We start from the raw sequence: 17,791 nt of genomic DNA on the forward strand, positions 1-17,791 counted from the left end.
CGCACCTCGCTGCGTCTGTGGCCGCGATATCGGCCTGCCTCCGATTATGCCCGAAGCCGATGCGCCCGGCATGGCTATTTATGGTGCTGGCGGCTCGCCGACCAACGCCATGCGGCGCGCGATGCGCTGCGCTTCCTGCGCCTCACCGGCTTGCTCCGCGCGCAGGCGCTGCACCCCCAGCCAGGCCAGCAGCGGGCGGCGCCAGCCCTGGTCCGAAGCGGTCGTGACGGCCATGTCGAGCAGCTCGGGCGTGGCGCGGTTGGCGCGCAGCAGCACGCCGGCCGCCACCAGTTTGCCCAGCGGTTCCTGGACGGCGGCTGCGGCGCTGGCCGCCTGGGTGTCCGAGGTGGCGGCGGCTACCGCGCGCTGCGTTTCCGGCAGCAGCGCCGTATCGGCCACTGTGGTACCCGCCAGGTAAGCCGCATACGCGCGGTCAGCCGCGCTGGCGTCTTCCTTCAAGGCTTCAAACCCCGGGCAGGCCTCGAACGCCAGGCTGGCCACGCGGGTGGCGCAGCGCAGCAGCTCAATCCTGGCGACCAGGTCGATCTTGCCGGTGCCCGCCACCTGGCCGCGCGCACGCTGGAATTCCGTCTGTTCCACCAGCGTCCTGCCGGTCAGGTAAGCCGCTTCAAAACGTTCGATCGAACTTTGCGCATTCATTTTCCAGTCCGGCACGGGCGGGCCGCTGAAGCAGGCGGCCAATAAGCTAAAAAGCATCGTGGCGCCGAGTGGGGCGATTATTCTCATGGCAGGGTGATCTCCGGATTGCGCTTGAACGGCCATTTGCGGTTGATTTCATTGACCAGCTGCTCGACCTTGCGCAGGTTGCTTTCCACGTCGGCGCGCAGCGGGCCCAGGTCTGCCGTGGCGGCCTTGGCGTTGGCGCCCACCGCCTGCGCTTCAACCAGCACGGCGTCGACTTTTTTCAAGCTGTTGCGGGTGTCTGCCAGGAGTGCGTTCAGCTGCACGATGGTGGCCTGCGCGTCGCTCATCACGCCCTGTTCGCCGAACACCCGTCGGTCTGCATGGTTGACCAGGCCATCGGTGCGGCGCGCCAGTTGGTCGGCCGTGACCAGCAGCGCGTTGGCGCGCTCGATCAAGAGCCTTGATTGCTTGTCGTCGCCCGTCAAGAGGCCCATCGCGCCGCCCGGGCCACTGAGTTTGCCCGTCACCGTCTGTACGTTGCGCATGGTGGTGTCCAGCGCCGAATCGGTGCCGGTCAGGTTGCCCAGGTTCGCCAGCAGGTCCTTGGCGGCGGCCAGCAGGCGCGGGATTTCGGCCGCCATGTCGCCTACCAGCAGGTCGCGCGTGGCATCGTCGGGCAAGGGCGGATCGGTCAGGATGCCGCTGTAGGCGCGCAGCTTGGCGCCGCCGACGATGCCGCGTTCCAGGGTAAATATGCTGCTGGTACGCAGCCAGTGCGCGTCTTTTTTCGGCACGTCGACGATCACGCGTGCCTTTCCATCGGGCGCCAGTTCGATGCGCTGCACGCGGCCGATGGGAAAACCTGAAAAGGTCAGGTCGGCGCCGACCACCACGCCGTCGGAATCATCGGTGGCCAGCACCAGCGTCTGCGTCGCTTCGAACGCGCCGCGCGCATACATCAGGTACAGCACCGAGCCGACGATCAGCACGAACATCGACACGAGCAGGATGGCCGCTTTCAGTTCGGCATGGCGCACTGGCGGCGGCGCGGGCAGGGCCGCTTCGGGCGCCGTGATGTCGGTCTGGTCTGGACTGGAGGGAGTGCTCATGGCTTCGGGCTCGGCATAAAGGTAGGGGGCATCAGTAGTAATTTCCCATCAGCGAGGCCACTTCGACCAGCAGGATGACGGAAAACAAACGCAGCATTTCGGACAGGCCGTGCGCGGCAAACAAACGCTGGCGGCGGTGGGTTTCAAGCGGGTAGTAGGACGACGACAGCGGGATCAGGGCCACGGCAAAACTGAAGAACACTACCTTGAGCATCAGTATCAGCACCACGGCCGGATTGAATATCTGCCCCACTACCCGCGTATAGCCCTGCAGTGCCCATGGCGTGAAACCGTAAATGGTGAGATAGGCGAGGATCAGCGAACTGACGCAGCTGGCAATGGCCAGCATCCAGACGGCGAAAATGCCAGACATCACGCGTGGAAAATACTCGCCGCGCAGCAGGTCCGTGCCCTGCTGTTGCAGCTTGTCGAGCAGTCCGTTCGAACGCATCTGCGCAAACGCGATGCCGTCGGGCAGGGTCAGGCGCAGCGCCACGAACAGGGCGGCGGTGAGCGGGATCAGTTCGAGCACCAGCACGCGGACCACCATTTCCAGCGCATAGCGCGACAGGCCATAGCTTTGCGCGCTGACCACCACGATGCGGATCAGCACCAGGCTGACCAGCGCGCAGGCAACGCTGAACCACACCAGGTTGGGCGCGGTATTGCTGACCAGTCGGTGCGCCAGGATGGGGCGGTTTTGCCGGTTGTAGCTCGATGGCGACAGCGCCAGCGAAAAAACCAGGGTCGAGAACTGCAGCAGACGCCACCAGCTGATGATCCAGGCTGCGGCGACCCGGTTCAGGCGGCGCAGGCGGATGATAATGGAGGCGGAGGCAGAAGCTGTCATCGTGGCATCTTATCATTGCCGGCGTCCGGCTTTGCGTTCCCTACGCTGGCGATGATGGCGTCGGCCGCCGCGCGCACGCGCGCCGAGCGCGACAGGTCTTCATGCATCACCAGCCAGACGTCATACGGTTCCGCGCGGTCCGGCCAGATACGCACCAGTTGCGGGTCGATCTCGCCCAGGTGCACCGCCAGTTCGGCGATGCCGATGCCGGCGCGCGCCGCTTCCTGCAGCATCATGGCGCTATTGACTTCCATCGCCACGCGCGCATTGGCCACCGGTTCGCCGGCGATCCTGTCGGCGTGGCGCGCGGTGATCGACTGGTGATAAATCACGATGTCGTGGCCAGCCAGCGCCGTGCCGCGCTGCGGCTCGCCGCGCTCGGTCAGGTAAGCTGGCGAGGCATACAGGCCCAGGCTGCGCCGCACCAGGTGGCGCGAAATCAGGTCGGGGGCCAGCGGGCGTACGGCGCGCACGGCCAGGTCCGCCTCGCGCCGGGTCAGGCTGGCCAGCTGCGGCGCCACCTGCAGCACGATGCGGATGTCGGGGTGGGCCGCATGCAGGCGCTGCATGGCGGCGATCACGAAATGGCTGGCCATGCTGTCGGTGGTGGCGACCCGCACCAGGCCCGACAGGCGGTTGTCGACGCCCTGCATTTCGCGCTGCAACTGGTCGGCCGCGCGCTCCATCGCTTCGGCTGCGGCCAGCGCCAGTTCGCCCGCCGGCGTGGCCACATAGCCCGACGGCGTGCGCAGGAACAGGCGCGCGCCCAAGGAGGTTTCCAGCGCCGCCAGGCGGCGCCCGCACGTGGCCTGGTCGATGCGCAGCAGGGCGGCCGCGCCGCGCAGGGTGCCGGCGCGGCCGATCGCCAGGAAGATGCGCGCGTTGTCCCAGTCCATGCCCGTGTGTCTCCGATAATTGCTTGATGCATTTTTGCATCGCAGTGCCGAGTGTATGCATATTTACCGCATCGCGCAACACTCCTACAATCACCGTCCTGATGACTGTTTCAAGGAAAGATCATGTCTTGCGCCTCTCGCCGTCCCGGCAATTTCCTGGTCCTGCTGACGCTCGCTTTCGGCTTCGTGATGGCCATGATCGACGTTACCGCCGTCAATGTGGCGCTGTCCGATATCGCCCGTGATCTTTCGATTCCGCTCAGCGGCCTGGTCTGGGTGGTCGACGGCTACACGTTGACATTTGCCGCGCTGCTGCTGGCCGGCGGTGCGCTGGCCGACCGCTACGGCCCGAAAGCCGTGTACCAGGCTGGTTTGGGCGTGTTTATCGTCGGCTCGGTGCTGTGCGGCGCGGCGCCCGATGGCGCTTTTTTGACAGCTGCGCGGCTGCTGCAGGGCGCCGGCGCGGCGCTGTTCATGCCCAGTTCATTGAGCCTGCTGACGCACAGCTTTGACGACGAGCAGGTGCGCACGCGCATGCTGGGCGTATGGTCGGCGCTGGTGGGCGTGGCTGGCGCGTCGGGGCCGCTGATCGGTGGCGTACTGGTGCACCAGTTCGGCTGGCGCAGCGTGTTCTGGGTCAATGTGCCGTTGGGCGTGCTGGCCATCGTGCTGGCGCAGCTGCTCTTGCGCGCACCGGCGCGCCAGCCGCGCGACTTGTCACTGCTGAGCCATGCGCTGGGCGTGGCGGCGCTGGCCGGCCTCAGTTTCGTGCTGATCGAAGGGCCGGTGCTGGGCTGGCTGTCGCCGCTGGTGCTGGCCGCTGGTGCGCTGGCGCTGCTGTCCGCCATGCTGTTGCTGCACCGTGAGCGCCAGGGCAGCCATCCGCTGCTGCCACGCGCGCTGTTTCACAGCAGCAGCTTTGGCGCGGCCAATGGCGTGGGCTTCCTGATCAACTTCTGCGTGTTCGGCCAACTGTTCCTGTTGAGCCTGTTCGTGCAGCAGGCGGGCGGCGCCGATGCCTTGCGCTCGGGTTTGCTGTTGCTGCCGATGATGGCGGCCTATACGGTGGGAAATTTTTTGGCGGGCGCGATTGCCGCGCGCCATGGCACGCGTTTGCCGATGCTGGCCGGCTTGTCGACGGCCAGCGTGATGGCGCTGGTGCTGATGGGCTTGCGCCCCGGCACGCCCTATGCGCTGCTGGCGCTGGGCACCGGCATCATGAACGTGGCGATCGGCATTGCGATACCCGCCATGACGGCCACCGTGATGCGGGTGGCCGGCAAGCAGCATGCGAACAGCGCGGCGGCGGCATTGAACGCCAACCGCCAGATCGGCGCGCTGGTGGGCGTGGCGCTGGTCGGCAGCATCCTGCACATGACCCCAAGCTGGCCGCAGCGACTGCCGCTGGCCTACGCCATCATGGCGCTGGCGTATGGGCTGGCGGCCGGCCTGGTGTACAGGCACGTGCGCTTGCCCCAGGCGCAGCCTGCCTGATTTACATCTGCTTGCTGCGCCATTCGACCATCTCTTCGATGGTCAGTATCGGCATGCCATGCAGCTCGGCAAAGCGTTCGATATCGTCGCCGCGCATCATGGTGCCGTCCGGGTTCATCAGTTCGCACAGTACCGCGGCAGGGCTCAAGCCCGCCATGCGCGACAGGTCGACCGAGCCTTCCGTATGGCCGCGGCGCTCCAGTACGCCGCCGGGTGCGGCGCGCAGCGGGAATACATGGCCCGGGCGCACCAGGTCCGCTGGCGTTGCATCTGGCGCAATGGCGGCGCGGATGGTGGTGACGCGGTCGGCCGCCGACACGCCGGTGGTGACGCCATCGCGCGCTTCGATCGAGACGGTAAATGGCGTGCCGTAGCGGCTGCCGTTGTCTGGCGACATCGGTGGCAGTTCCAGCTTTGCCACGGTCTCTGCCGGCAGGCACAGGCAGACGATGCCGCTGCATTCGCGGATCAAGAGGGCCATGGTTTCGTTCGTCAGTTTTTCTGCCGAGACGATCAGGTCGGCTTCGTTTTCGCGGTCGAAATCGTCGAGCAGGATGACCGGTACGCCGGCGCGCATGGCGGCCAGGGCAGATTGCATGCGACCTTCAAGGTCCTGGGAATGGACGGTGTAGCTGTTGACTAACATGGTGAAACGCTCCTCGCACAGGCGAAAAACGCTGCAGGGCAAGCGCACAGGCGCAGCAGGCCGTATCGCGCAAGGCGATCGGATCTCTGGTCTGACGCACATCTTCTTTCATCCGGACTATACCGTCGGCTCTGGAGTCACACCAGATCTGCTGACCTTCTCAGGCGATGCCTGAAAAGCGCTCGCGGGCTTGACCGTTGCCGGTCTTACCGCCGGTGGGGAATCGCACCCCGCCCCGAAGACGTATTGTTGTGCCGGTCCACATGACCGGCGGCAATACTTTAGCATAATTCAGACATGCAGGCGGAGCTTGCCGTTTGTATCGCACTATGTCCTCTAAGCTATTTTTAATAGGGCTGCCGGCAATTCGGTGTAGGGTATGCTTGTTGCATCTACCCTATGAGAACACATGAAGCTGAGTAAATTACGCCTGATCTCGGGCGCCGTGCTGCTGGCCTGCGCTTCCCTGGCACAAGCCGAACTGCGGTTGAGCGATCCGCTGCCGGTGGCACCCGAAGTGACCATGGGCAAACTGCCGAACGGCCTGACTTATTACATCAAGAAAAATGCCCGCCCCGCGCAGAAAGTCGAATTGCGCCTGGTCGTGAAAGCCGGCTCGATCCTGGAAGACGATGACCAGCAAGGCCTGGCCCATTTCACCGAACACATGGCCTTCAACGGTTCGACGCATTTCAAGCGCAATGAACTCATTTCCTACCTGCAATCGATCGGCGTCAAGTTCGGCGCCGACCTGAACGCCTATACCAGCTTCGATGAAACCGTCTACGTGCTGCCGATTCCCACCACCAAAAAAGGCAACCTGGAAAAAGGTTTCCTGGTGCTGGAAGACTGGGCCCATGGCCTGAAATTCAATCCGGCTGATATCGACAGCGAGCGCGGCATCGTGCTCGAAGAGGCGCGCCTGGGCAAAGGCGCCAGCGACCGCATGAACAAGGTGCTGTACCCGAAACTGCTGAACGGTTCGCGCTATGCCGAGCGCATGCCGATCGGCAAGGAAGAAATACTGAAAACCTTCAAGCCCGACACCATCAAGCGCTTCTACAAGGACTGGTACCGGCCCGACCTGATGGCCGTGATGGTGGTTGGCGACATCGAGCCGAAGCAGGCTGAAAAACTGATCCAGCAACATTTTGGCAAGCTCAAGAATCCGCCACAGCCGCGTCCGCGCCTGTATGCGGAAGTGCCGCAGCGCTCGCAGACGGAAGCGCTGGTGATTACCGACAAGGAAGCGTCCGACGACAGCGTGTTCATCCGCTATCCGATCCGCCCGGCGCAGGAACCGGTGACGATTGCCGACTACCGTCGCCAGATGATAGAAAACCTGTATGGCCAGATGCTCAGCGCGCGCATGCAGGAACTGACGCAGCAGGCCAACCCGCCGTTCATCCAGGGTGGCAGCAGCATGGGCAAGCTGGTGCGTGGCTATGAATCGTTCAGCGCCTACGCCTTGCTGGGCAAGGGCGGCGTGCAGCCGGCCGTCGATGCGCTGGTGCGCGAAGACGAACGGGCGCGCCGCTTCGGCTTCAGCCAGGACGAGCTCGACCGTGCACGCAAGAACATGCTGCGCAATTATGAACGCGCCTATAACGAGCGCGACAAATCCGATTCGGCCGGCTTCGTGGCCGAGTATTCGCGCAACTTCCTGGAGCAGGAAGCGATCCCCGGCATCAGCAACGAGCTGATGTATGCACGTGAATTGCTGCCGCAAGTGAGCTTGCAGGAAATTAACGAAACGGTGGCGAAAGTCATCCCCGAGCAGCAAAAGAAACTGGTGGTGTTCATGGGCGCCGAAGCCAAGGCCGAAGCAGCGAATGTGCCGAGCCAGCAGCAGTTGCTCGATGCTGTCGCCCGCGCCGAGCAGCAAAAGGTCGAGCCGCACACCGAAAAGATGGTGGCCGGCAGCCTGATGGATGGCCCGCCGGCCGGCGGCACTATCGTCAGCGAGAAGCTCAACAGCGCCATCGGCGTGACGGAACTGACCCTGGGCAATGGCGTGCGCGTCTTGCTGAAACCCACCGATTTCAAGAACGACCAGGTACTGATGGGCGCCACCCGCTTCGGCGGCCAGTCGCTGTATGGCGACGCCGATATCTATAACGCCCGCTATGCCAGCGCCGTCGTCGGCAGCATGGGCTTGAAGGACCTGGCACCGCTGGACCTGCAGAAAATCGTTGCCGGCAAGACCGTCAACGTGGGCGCCTCGCTGGGCGAGCTGAGCGAAGGCTTTGGCGGTTCGTCGAGCAGCGCCGATGTTGAATCCATGCTGCAACTGGTGTATTTGTACATGCACGATACGCGCAAGGATGCCGACCTGTTCCAGTCATATATCGGCAAGCAGCAGGACCTGGCGAAAAACAGCCTGGCCCAGCCCGACGCGGTGTTTTATGACGCCGTGCAGCACACCATGTTTGGCGACAATCCGCGCGTCGACGGCGTGCCGCGCGTGGCCGATTTTGACAAGGTCAGCCTCGACCGTTCGCTGGACATCTTCCGCCAGCGCTTTTCCAGCGCGCGCGACATGACGTTCATTTTCACCGGCAGCTTCGAGCTGGACAAGATCAAGCCGCTGATCGCCGGCTACCTGGGCGCCTTGCCGGTGACCGAGCTGCCGCACGCCTACCGCGACGTGGGCATGCGGCCGGTGCAGGGTGTGGTGAAAAAAGCCGTCTATATGGGTAGCGAACCGAAAAGCAATATTTCCATCACATTTACGGGCGATGTGGCGTATTCGGACGAGCAGAAGCTGATCTTGCAGGCGCTTGGCGAAGTGCTGAACCTGAAGGTGATCGAAGTGCTGCGCGAAAAGATGAGCATGATCTACGGCGGCGGTTTTGAAACATCGATGGGCCAGCATCCGTATGGCCATTATTCGGTGGCACTGTCGCTGCCGACCGGGCCGGAAAACGTCGACAAGGTGATCGGTGCTGCGTTTGCTGAAATGAGCAAGATGAAAAAGGATGGGCCGAGTGCGGCGGACCTGGAAAAGGTCAAGCTGAACTGGATCACGCGCCAGCAGAAGGCCATGCGGGAAAACAACTACTGGATGAGCCAGCTGATGGGCTCGGTAACCCAGGGCCGTGATCCGGCGCAGATACTGCGCTTCGAGCAGCGTGTGCGCGCCATCACGCCGCAAGCGGTGAAAGAGGCCGCCCAGCGCTACCTGAACATGGACAATTATGTACAGGTGGTGTTGTACCCGGAACAGAAAAAGGTGGCGCTCAACAACAGCAAATGATGGCAGCTGCCGCGGGTGCGGCCGGAAATGGTAAACTGGCGCCTGCCGATGTGATGGCAAACGAACTCTCAGAAAGCGCAAGATGGCCAAGAAAGAAGAACTCGATCCGGAAACCCTGGAATTGATTAACTGGTGTATCGAAGTCGAAGGCTTTTTAGTCGCAGGCGGCGCCACGGTGGAACAGGCGCAGGAGCATATCGAAGAGCAGGTCGAGTGGTTTACCGACCAGTTCTACGATGGCCTGACGCCGGAAGAGGCGGCCAAGGAAGCGTTGGCCTGAAGAATAAGCCTCAACGCGAGGCCTGCTTCAGTAGCAACCATTGCGGGCGGTGCCTGCCGGGCACCAGCCCGGTAGCGCCGCCCGTTTTGCTTTTCTGAAAATGTTTTTATTGAGCAATTTCCTCATTTTGCAAGCACAGTCCATGACACTCCGTTCACGCATCCTTTCCCTATGTTTCAGCACCTTGCTCGGCATAGTCCTGATCGCTTCCTTCTCCCTTTACTCGTTGCGCCAGACCATGATGGACGAGCGCGTCGGGCAACTGACGGTGCTGGTCGAACTGGCCAACGCTGCGGTGGAAAAAGCCTACGCGCTGGAGCAATCGGGCAAGCTGACGCGTGAGCAGGCCCAGCAGCAGGCCAAGCTGGCCGTGGGCAGCTTCGTCAAGGACGAGATGTATTATTTCGTGCGCGACTACAGCACCGATTTGCTGTATGTGCATCCGAAGGCGTCGCGCATCGGCGTGCCGCAAAAAAACATGAAGGAGTCCGGTGATCGCTATCGCGCCGCGCTTGCGCAGCACCGTATCGGCGTGGTGCAGGCCGATGGTACCCGCCCGGGCGTGACCGAGCCGGTGGCGAAAATGTATGCGGTGATCAAGTTCGCGCCGTGGGACTGGCTGATCGGCACCGGCACCTATATCGACGACATCAATACCAGGTTCTGGGCCCAGGCGCGGGTGCTGCTGGTGATCGGCGTGGCGCTGATGCTGGTGGTGGGTGCGCTGGCGGCGCTGATGCTGCGCCGCATATTGGGCCAGCTCGGTGGCGAACCCGACTATGCTGCCGGCATCGTCGCGCAAATTGCCGGCGGCGACCTGACCACGCCGGTGCACACGCGCGCCGGCGACACCGATAGTTTGTTAATGGCAATCAAGGCCATGCGCGACAAGCTGGCCCACCTGGTCAGCCAGGTGCGCAACGATGCCGAGTCGATCTCGGCCGCATCCGGTGAAATTGCCTCCGGCAACCAGGATTTGTCGGCGCGCACGGAGCAGCAGGCCGGTTCGCTGGAAGAGACCGCCTCGACGATGGAAGAGATGACCTCGACCGTGCGCCAGAATGCGGACAATGCGCGCCAGGCCAACCAGCTGGCCATTTCCGCCTCGCAAGTGGCCAGCCAGGCCGGCGGCGTGGTGGGCCAGGTGGTCGAGACCATGGGCGCCATCAACGCCTCGTCGAAGAAAATCGGCGACATCATCAGCGTGATCGACGGCATCGCCTTCCAGACCAATATCCTGGCCTTGAACGCGGCCGTGGAGGCGGCGCGCGCTGGCGAACAGGGCAGGGGGTTTGCCGTGGTCGCCAGCGAGGTGCGCAACCTGGCGCAGCGGTCCAGCCAGGCCGCCAGGGAGATCAAGCAACTGATCGACAGTTCCGCCGAGCAGGTCGGTGCCGGTGAAAAGCTGGTGGCGTTGGCCGGTGAAACCATGGCCAGGGTGGTCACCAGCGTGCAGCAGGTCACCGATATCGTGGCCGAGATTTCCTCGGCCAGCAGCGAGCAAAGCAGCGGCATCGAGCAGATCAACCATGCGATCGTCGAGATGGACAACATGACCCAGCAAAATTCGGCGCTGGTGGAGCAGGCGTCGGCGGCAGCGCAGGCCATGAATCAGCAGGCGGCCGGGCTGGCGCAACTGGTCAGTGTGTTCAAGGTAGACGCGTCGTCGCGCCTGCTGCGCTAAGCTGCCCTGATTTTTCTGTGTTTTCCGGAACTTTTTAGCTGAACGTTTGTCAAAACTTTCTTGGTCCTTGAGCATGTATTTGCGGGACATCAAGAAAGGTAAGCATGGCAGACGGTTTTTCTTATCACGCGGCATTTGCCCGCAACCTCGGATGGGTCACCCGGGCGGAACAGGACAGCTTGCGCGGCAAGCGGGTGGCGATTGCCGGCATGGGCGGCGTCGGCGGGGTGCACCTGTTGACGCTGGCGCGGCTGGGCATCGGCGCGTTTCATATCGCTGATTTCGACACTTTCGATATTGCCAATTTCAACCGTCAGGCCGGCGCCATGGTGTCGACCCTGAGCCAGCCCAAGGTGGACGTGCTGGCGCGCATGGCGCGCGACATCAATCCCGAACTGGAGATCAGGCAGTTCCCGGAAGGTATCAATGACGGCAACCTGGCCGATTTCTTCGATGGCGTCGACCTGTATGTAGACGGCCTCGATTTCTTTGCCTTTTCCGCGCGCCAGGCAACCTTTGCCATGTGTGCGCAATTGGGCATTCCATCGATCACCGCTGCGCCGCTGGGCATGGGGACGGCCGTGCTCAGCTTCCTGCCAGGCAAAATGACGTTTGAAGACTACTTTGGCTGGGGCGACCGGCCGGACGATGAAAAGGCGCTGCGTTTCCTGGTGGGGCTGGCACCGGCCGGCCTGCACGGCCCCTACCTGGTAGACCCGTCCGCCATCAACCTCAAGGAGCAACGCGGGCCATCGACCATCATGGGTTGCCAGTTGTGCGCGGGTGCGGCGGCCACCGAGGCGCTGAAGATCCTGCTGGGGCGCGGCAAGGTGATGGCCGCGCCGCACGGCATGCATTTCGATGCCTACCGCAACAAGATGGTGCATACCTGGCGTCCGGGCGGCAACCGCCACCCCTTGCAGCGCCTGGCGATGGCCATCATCAAGCGGCGCCGCGCCGGGAAGGGCGGCTGATGGCAATTACCTTCCCGATCGACGCCGTGCTGGAAGACATCCTCGAACAGGCGCGCTGGGCGCCCAGTGGCGACAACACCCAGCCATGGCGCTTCGAGGTATGCGGCGCGCGCCAGGTGGTGGTGCATGGTTTCGATACGCGCGAGCATTGCGTGTACGACCTTGACGGCCATCCCAGCCAGTTGTCGCTCGGTGCGCTGCTCGAGAGCCTGGCGCTGGCGGCCAGCCGCCATGGCCTGCGCATGCAAGCCCTGCGGCGCGCCGGCATGCCCGAGCATTTGCCCACCTTTGAGGTGGCGTTTGTCGATGCGCCTGGCCTGGCGCCCGATCCGCTGGCGGCGTTCCTGCCGCAGCGCACGGTGCAGCGTCGCAAGCTCAGCACGCGCAGCCTGCGCGTCAGCGAAAAGGCGGCACTGGCGGCCAGCCTGCCCGCCGGCTTTGGCGTGCTGTGGCTGGAAGGCCCGCGCACGCGCTTCGCCGCCGCACGGCTGATGTTCAACAATGCCCGGTTGCGCCTGATCATGCCCGAGGCGCACCAGGTGCACTGCGACGTGATCGAATGGAATGCCCGCTACAGCGTCGACCGCATGCCTGACCAGGCGCTCGGCGTCGATGCCATGACGGCGAAACTGATGCGCTGGATCATGCGCAGCTGGCGCCGGGTGGATTTTTTCAATACCTGGCTGGCCGGCACTGTGGCGCCGCGGCTGCAGATGGACTTGCTGCCCGGCTGGTACTGCGCCGCGCATTTCGTGCTGCTGGCCGAGTCGCCGCCACGCCATATCGACGATTACGTGGCCGCCGGGCGCGCCATGCAGCGCTTCTGGCTGACGGCCACCGAGCTGGGATTGCAGATGCAGCCGGAACTGACGCCGCTGATCTTTGCCCGCTATGTGCGCGAGCGGCGCCTGTTCTCGCGTACCGAAGGCTTGCACGAGCTCGCGCAGGAGCTGGCCGTGCAAACCCGCACCTTGCTTGGCGAGGAACATGCCGAACGGGCGTTTTTTTTGGGCCGTATCGGCGCCGGTGCGCCGGCTCTGGCGCGTTCGCTTCGGCGGCCATTGCAGGAGCTGATCGTGGCGCCTGGGCCTGGGGTGGGGGAGTAAGCATGCGCAAGATTGGTGGCAAAGAAATCGTGGTGTTCCTGTGCCTGCTGGCATTAATCCTGCTACTGGGCATTGCCAGCGCGGTATGGCTGCTGGGGTTATTGCCGCTGGGCGAGTTTCGCGGTGTCGCCGTGGTGTTTGCCGCCGTGCTGCTGATCTATCTGTTCGCGTTTGCGATTTACCGGCTGTGCCTGCGTGTGCTGCCGCTGCGCGAAGGCGCCGCCGCGCCCGGTTCGCGCGCCGAATTTGCGGCCAACCTGAACATCCTGTTTTATTTGCTGCTGTTCAATTCCCTGATTCGCACGCATTTCCTGCCCTTGCCCCTGTTGCGCCTGGTCTACCTGGCGCTCGGTGCCAGGCTGGGGAGCAATACCTACAGCGCTGGTGCGCTGCTCGATCCACCGTTGACGACGATCGGCAGCGACAGCATCGTCGGCCACGATGCGGTGGTATTTGCCCATGTGATCGAAGGCGAGCGGCTCGAATTGCTGCCGGTGGTGATCGGCAGCGGCGTAACCATCGGCGCGCATGCGGTCATCATGGCTGGCACGCGCATTGGCGACGGCGCCATCATTTCGGTCGGTGCCGTGCTGACCAAGGGCAGCGTGGTGGGCGCTGGTGAAATATGGGGTGGCATACCGGCGCGCTCGCTCAAAAGAAAGACCGCCGGCACAGCGGCGTGAGGCTGGCGCGGTACGGTCACTGTCCTCGAAGGCGCAGGCACAGGCCCAGCAGGCCCAGCCCCAGCAAGGCCAGCGTTCCCGGTTCGCTGACCTGCACCACGCGCGGCACGATGTTCAGGTCGGCGCTGTTGACGGTGTTCAAGGTCAGGGTATAGTTGCCTGCCACCAAGTTCTCCGTCAGCGCCGTGTAGGCGCCGCCACAACTGGTGCCGCCGCCATTGCCCGTCGGCGCGCCGCAGCCCAGCGGGTCGTAAGTGAGCATATTGCCGGCGGTGACAGTATTGGCCGAATAGCTGATATTGAGGTCGGCGGCGTCGGCCAGTTCCGTGCCGCCAAAAATGCCGGAACCGACGGTACCGTCGGGCGACCAGTTGAAGACGTTTTGCCCTACCGAGTTGGTGATGGTAAAACTGACCGACATATTGCTGTTCGATGCGGAAGCGGGCCCGGCCAGCGCATCGAGATACGCTTGCATGAACGGCGCCGCCTGGAAGTTGAACAGGATGGTGGCGCCCGGCGCACCGACCACCAGATTGACCGACAGACCGGTGTTCGAGCCGTTGCGCCCCGAAGCGTCGGCGCTGCCGTTATCGAACAAAAAAGCTTCGGCGGCGTTGACGGAGTGGGTGCTGGTCGCGCCTGCCGGAAACGGCGGTATCTGTGAGCTGATGATCTGCGCATCGCCGCGCGAATACGAGGCATTGCCCAGGCCTTGCTGCGTAAAATTGTTTTGTCCCATGGTCACCGCGCCCAATGCCGATTGCGGGGCATCGACAAAGCCATTGCCTCCACGGATGATGCTGTTGCCATTGAGCGTGGCGGTGGAGCGTGAAATGTCGGTATTGCCCGCCACCGAGATGGACCCGGTCGGATTGCTGACGGTCAGGCCGAAAATATTATTGTAGGAATAAGCGTAGGCCGAAGCTTGCGCGCCACCGCTGGCGCCTGCCATCAACAGGCCCGCGAGGCTCAGGGCGGCGGGTAAAAGCGTGCGGGAAAGCAGTGTCATGGAAATCCTCATCATGTTGCTCGTGCAGCGCCCGGGGACCAGGTGCGCTTGTAAAAAAAGCCGACAAAAGGGCGAGGAAGTCCTCGCCCTTTATTGCCGCAGTCAAGTTGCGGCAGTGATTTTGCGGCGGCTGGCATAGCACAGGCCGGCCAGGCCCAGGCCCAGCAAGGCCAGCGTGCCCGGTTCCGGCACGGCCGCCACTTTCACCAGGTCAACGCTTTCCACCGCATTGAGGGTCAAGGTATAGCTGCCTGCCGCCAGGGCGTTGGTCAGCGCCGTGAAGGTGCCGCCGCAAGCCGTGCCGATGCCGGTGCCGGTCGGTGTGCCGCAACCGGTGGGGTCGTAGGTAAACAGGTTGCCCCGCGTGAGGAAGTTGGTCGACAGATTGGTGTTCAGGTTGGCGCCATCGGCCGTCTCCGTGCCGCCCGAGATGCCGGAGCCGACCGTACCGTCCGGCGCCCAGTTGAACACGGTGGCGCCCGTCGCATTGGTGATGCTGAAGGTCACCACCAGATTGGCCGTCGACGACGAGCCCAGCCCCACATCGTTGTTCAGGAACACTTGCATGAAAGGATTGGCGAGGAAGTTGAAGGCGAGGTTGGCCGTTGGCGAACCGACCACGAAGACGACGGAAAAACCGGTGGTCGAACCGTTGCGGCCCGAGGCGTCGGCGGTGCCGGCCGTGTCGAGATGCGCCTCCGCGACGTTGGTGGCCTGGGTACTGGTCGCGCCGACAGGGAAGGGCGGGAACTGGGTGCTGACGATCTGCGCGTCGCCACGCGCATAGGTGCCGGTCGGACCTTGCTGGGTGAAGTTGTTCTCGCCATTGGTGACGGCGCCGACGCCCGATTGCGGTGAATCGAGGCTGCCGGAGCCACCATTGATGACGCTCACGCCGTTCAGGGTGGAGGTGCTGCGCGAGATATTGGTGGTGCTGGCCACGGTGACGACACCGGTCGGATTGGTGATGGTCAGGCCGAAGATGTTGTCGTAGGAATAGCCGTAAGCGCCTGCCTGCGCGCCGCCAGCCGCACACAGCATGGCCAGCGCCGCTGCGGCCGGGAGCAATTTCAGTTGAGATAGTTTCATTTGGGTTACCTCACAGCATGGAGTGGACAAGAGGGAAGTCTGGTTTGAGTCCTGCGGGCAGGTGCTCATGAGCCTTCCATAGCGACTTTCATGCCAAGTGTGGTTTGTACTTGTAAATCAAGCACTTGCGATATCGTTGTTGAGACGTGGCAAGGTTTGTGCGGTCGGCTGTAAAAAATGCCGACGCTGCTGCCAGCCAGCCAGCCAGCCAGCCAGCCAGGTCAGGGAAGCAGGATGCGCATGCGCTCCTGCAGGCATGCATGCGGCGAACAGGCGCCGAAGGCGGCCGCCAATTGCTGTGCTGCCTGCCGGGCTTGCTTGTCGTCGAGCAAGTGCATGACGGCCTGGCGCAAGGCATCGTCGTTGTAGCGGTCGGCGCGCAGCAACTGGCCGGCGCCGGCCGCGAAGATGCCGTGCATATTGAGGAATTGATCGAGGTTGCCGGCGATGCCGATCACCGGCACGCCCGCCGTCAGCGCTTGCTGGCTGGTGGGGCTGCCGCCATTGCAGATCACCAGGCTGGCGCGCCGCGCCGCTGCGTCGCCGGGCAGGAAGGGCGCCACACGGGCGTTCGGCGGCACGCTACCCAGTTCGATGGTGCCGGCGGTGGCGGCCATCACGGTGACCGGCAAGGCCGACAGCGCATGCAGCACGCGTGGCAGCAGTTGCGACTGGCCGGAGCTGCCCAGTGTGACGTACAGCAAGGGCTTGCCCTGGTCCAGTTCCGGCCCTTGCCACCACGGCGGCAGCGCCATCGGTGGCGCCCAGACGACGGCGCCCAGGTAGCCGTGATGGGCGGGCATGGCCAGCGGCGGAAACAGCTGCGGTATATCAGCGTAGAGGGTCTGGTCGGCATCGGTATAGATGCGGCGCAAGTCGCTGCCCAGCGAGGGCAGGCCATGGCGGCGGCGCACGCGGTTCAGGGGCACGGCATGGCTGGCAAAAGCCAGCGGGCGTATCAAACGGAACAGGGGATTGGCCAGCCAGACCGGCAGAATGCGCGTCAGCGGCAGGCTGGGCACCGTGTAATGCTGGCGCACATGGGGACTCCAATAAGCATTGGTGATGGTAATGTAGGGAATCTGGCGCAGCCGGGCGCTGACCGACAGCGACAGGCGAAAGTCGCCGATCACCAGATCGGGCCGCACCGCATCGAGCAGGCGCAGGTCGTCGTCCACATAGGCCTGCAAGGTGGTTTCGTCATACACGGGCTTGCCTTGCGCCAGGGCCTGCAGGAATTGCCGCGATGTGATGCTGTGGATGCGCCAGCGCTGCAACGAGCTATCCTGAAAGCAGAAGTCGTAGCCATCGGCACAGGCGAAATGCACCTCGTAGTGCGCATGGTCCAGGCCCTGCGCCAAGGTCAGCGGACGGCCTACATGGGCCAGGGTGACGGCCTCGGCGACAAAGAGAATTTTCTTGCGATGCATCGGTGCTCCGTTTGCCGGGATGCACTGTTAGAGCAACAGGATACAGATTGGTTCCCGCTGCGCTTTGCGCGCCAGGATTTTCCGGCCTGCGCTACAGTGGTGGACAAGGAGGAAAACCATGTACCCTTTAAACCAACACCCTCATTTCCATGCCCACAGCACCCCTGAACCGGACAGTGTTCCGCCACCGGAAGGTGACCCTTTGACGCCGCCACCGGAAAAAATGCCCGACATCGATCCGGTGCCGATTGAAGAACCCACTCCGCCGCAGCCGCCAGTCAAGATGCACTGATGGCGATGCGGCGTGATGCATGTCGCGCCAATAAAACAACACAGACGCCGCAAAGCGCACGCTTGTGCATACAAAACAGTGGCGAACTGCCGTGTGTCACGCGGGCGTCACGATTCTGTTCTTATAATGAGACATCACAATAATTCTGCTACAGGAGACCATCATGGGCAATTCCCTGCATAACAAAATCTACCTGGGCCGCCGCCCTGTGCTCGACAGCAAAAGCTTGCTGGCGCTGGCCTTGACGGGCGCCGTGGCCGGTTGCGGCCTGGCCTGGCTGCTGTTGCGTACCTTAAAATAACACCTCGCCTTGATGCCATTTCAGCTGGCCAGGCGCAGTGCGCGCGG

Annotated in this window: 16 protein-coding genes and 1 riboswitch; of the genes, 8 read left to right on the forward strand and 8 right to left on the reverse strand. The window is 63.4% G+C overall.

Going from position 1 to position 17,791, the window contains the following annotated elements:
- Window positions 1–78: 78 nt before the first annotated feature.
- From AC0Z42_RS07725 to AC0Z42_RS07740, 4 genes are read right to left on the reverse strand one after another with little or no spacing between them, the layout of a single operon-like run.
- Window positions 79–717: a hypothetical protein gene (locus AC0Z42_RS07725; protein ID WP_485467645.1), complete on the reverse strand. Its 639-nt coding sequence runs from the start codon at window positions 715–717 to the stop codon at window positions 79–81.
- Window positions 718–743: 26 nt separating this feature from the next.
- Window positions 744–1,754 (reverse strand): MlaD family protein, encoded by a 1,011-nt coding sequence (locus AC0Z42_RS07730; protein WP_485467646.1) that lies wholly within the window; start codon window positions 1,752–1,754, stop codon window positions 744–746.
- Between the two features lie 31 nt (window positions 1,755–1,785).
- Window positions 1,786–2,604, reverse strand: coding sequence for an MlaE family ABC transporter permease (locus AC0Z42_RS07735; RefSeq protein ID WP_485467647.1), 819 nt, complete (start codon window positions 2,602–2,604; stop codon window positions 1,786–1,788).
- Window positions 2,601–3,500 carry a LysR family transcriptional regulator gene (locus tag AC0Z42_RS07740; protein ID WP_485467648.1) on the reverse strand — a complete coding sequence of 300 codons (900 nt, stop codon included), beginning with the start codon at window positions 3,498–3,500 and terminating at the stop codon, window positions 2,601–2,603. Before AC0Z42_RS07740 ends, AC0Z42_RS07735 begins: the two co-directional genes overlap by 4 nt.
- 123 nt (window positions 3,501–3,623) lie before the next feature.
- Between AC0Z42_RS07740 and AC0Z42_RS07745 the strand changes: the two genes are divergently transcribed.
- Window positions 3,624–4,994, forward strand: coding sequence for an MFS transporter (locus AC0Z42_RS07745; protein WP_485467649.1), 1,371 nt, complete (start codon window positions 3,624–3,626; stop codon window positions 4,992–4,994).
- 1 nt (window position 4,995) lies between these two features.
- On the opposite strand, the gene ribB is transcribed toward AC0Z42_RS07745, so the two are convergent.
- Window positions 4,996–5,640: a 3,4-dihydroxy-2-butanone-4-phosphate synthase gene (gene ribB / locus AC0Z42_RS07750; protein WP_485467650.1), complete on the reverse strand. Its 645-nt coding sequence runs from the start codon at window positions 5,638–5,640 to the stop codon at window positions 4,996–4,998.
- Between the two features lie 96 nt (window positions 5,641–5,736).
- Window positions 5,737–5,887, reverse strand: a riboswitch (FMN riboswitch).
- 162 nt (window positions 5,888–6,049) lie between these two features.
- On the opposite strand from ribB, the gene AC0Z42_RS07755 reads away from it, so the two are divergent.
- The 6 genes from AC0Z42_RS07755 to AC0Z42_RS07780 all read left to right on the forward strand — a co-directional run bounded on the left by AC0Z42_RS07755 (window position 6,050) and on the right by AC0Z42_RS07780 (window position 13,623).
- Window positions 6,050–8,896, forward strand: coding sequence for a M16 family metallopeptidase (locus AC0Z42_RS07755; protein ID WP_485467651.1), 2,847 nt, complete (start codon window positions 6,050–6,052; stop codon window positions 8,894–8,896).
- An 82-nt stretch (window positions 8,897–8,978) separates the two neighbouring features.
- Window positions 8,979–9,176, forward strand: a complete 198-nt coding sequence (locus AC0Z42_RS07760; protein WP_308925517.1) for a hypothetical protein — start codon at window positions 8,979–8,981, stop codon at window positions 9,174–9,176.
- 142 nt (window positions 9,177–9,318) lie between these two features.
- Window positions 9,319–10,860 (forward strand): methyl-accepting chemotaxis protein, encoded by a 1,542-nt coding sequence (locus tag AC0Z42_RS07765; protein WP_485467652.1) that lies wholly within the window; start codon window positions 9,319–9,321, stop codon window positions 10,858–10,860.
- Between the two features lie 104 nt (window positions 10,861–10,964).
- Entirely contained in the window at window positions 10,965–11,834 is an 870-nt protein-coding gene (locus tag AC0Z42_RS07770; protein WP_485467653.1) for a ThiF family adenylyltransferase, read from the forward strand.
- Window positions 11,834–12,940 (forward strand): nitroreductase family protein, encoded by a 1,107-nt coding sequence (locus AC0Z42_RS07775; protein WP_485467654.1) that lies wholly within the window; start codon window positions 11,834–11,836, stop codon window positions 12,938–12,940. The genes AC0Z42_RS07770 and AC0Z42_RS07775 overlap by 1 nt, the downstream gene beginning before the upstream one ends.
- A gap of 2 nt (window positions 12,941–12,942) precedes the next feature.
- The gene (locus tag AC0Z42_RS07780) at window positions 12,943–13,623 is read left to right on the forward strand and encodes an acyltransferase (protein WP_485467655.1); all 681 of its coding nucleotides are present in this window, start codon (window positions 12,943–12,945) and stop codon (window positions 13,621–13,623) included.
- A 16-nt stretch (window positions 13,624–13,639) separates the two neighbouring features.
- On the opposite strand, the gene AC0Z42_RS07785 is transcribed toward AC0Z42_RS07780, so the two are convergent.
- The 3 genes from AC0Z42_RS07785 to AC0Z42_RS07795 all read right to left on the reverse strand — a co-directional run bounded on the left by AC0Z42_RS07785 (window position 13,640) and on the right by AC0Z42_RS07795 (window position 17,151).
- On the reverse strand, window positions 13,640–14,632 hold the full coding sequence (locus AC0Z42_RS07785; protein ID WP_485467656.1) for an EDSAP-1 family PEP-CTERM protein: 993 nt from the start codon (window positions 14,630–14,632) through the stop codon (window positions 13,640–13,642).
- A 102-nt stretch (window positions 14,633–14,734) separates the two neighbouring features.
- Complete coding sequence (locus AC0Z42_RS07790) at window positions 14,735–15,721, reverse strand: EDSAP-1 family PEP-CTERM protein (protein ID WP_485467657.1); 987 nt, start codon at window positions 15,719–15,721, stop codon at window positions 14,735–14,737.
- 221 nt (window positions 15,722–15,942) lie between these two features.
- A complete protein-coding gene (locus AC0Z42_RS07795) occupies window positions 15,943–17,151 on the reverse strand; it encodes a glycosyltransferase (RefSeq protein ID WP_485467658.1) in 1,209 nt (402 codons plus the stop codon).
- A gap of 455 nt (window positions 17,152–17,606) precedes the next feature.
- Here AC0Z42_RS07795 and AC0Z42_RS07800 point away from each other — a divergent pair, with 455 nt between their 5' ends.
- Window positions 17,607–17,744 carry a hypothetical protein gene (locus AC0Z42_RS07800; RefSeq protein WP_485467659.1) on the forward strand — a complete coding sequence of 46 codons (138 nt, stop codon included), beginning with the start codon at window positions 17,607–17,609 and terminating at the stop codon, window positions 17,742–17,744.
- Window positions 17,745–17,791 lie beyond the last annotated feature (47 nt).

The organism is Janthinobacterium sp. 1L-D-8-B-C4 (assembly GCF_057291295.1).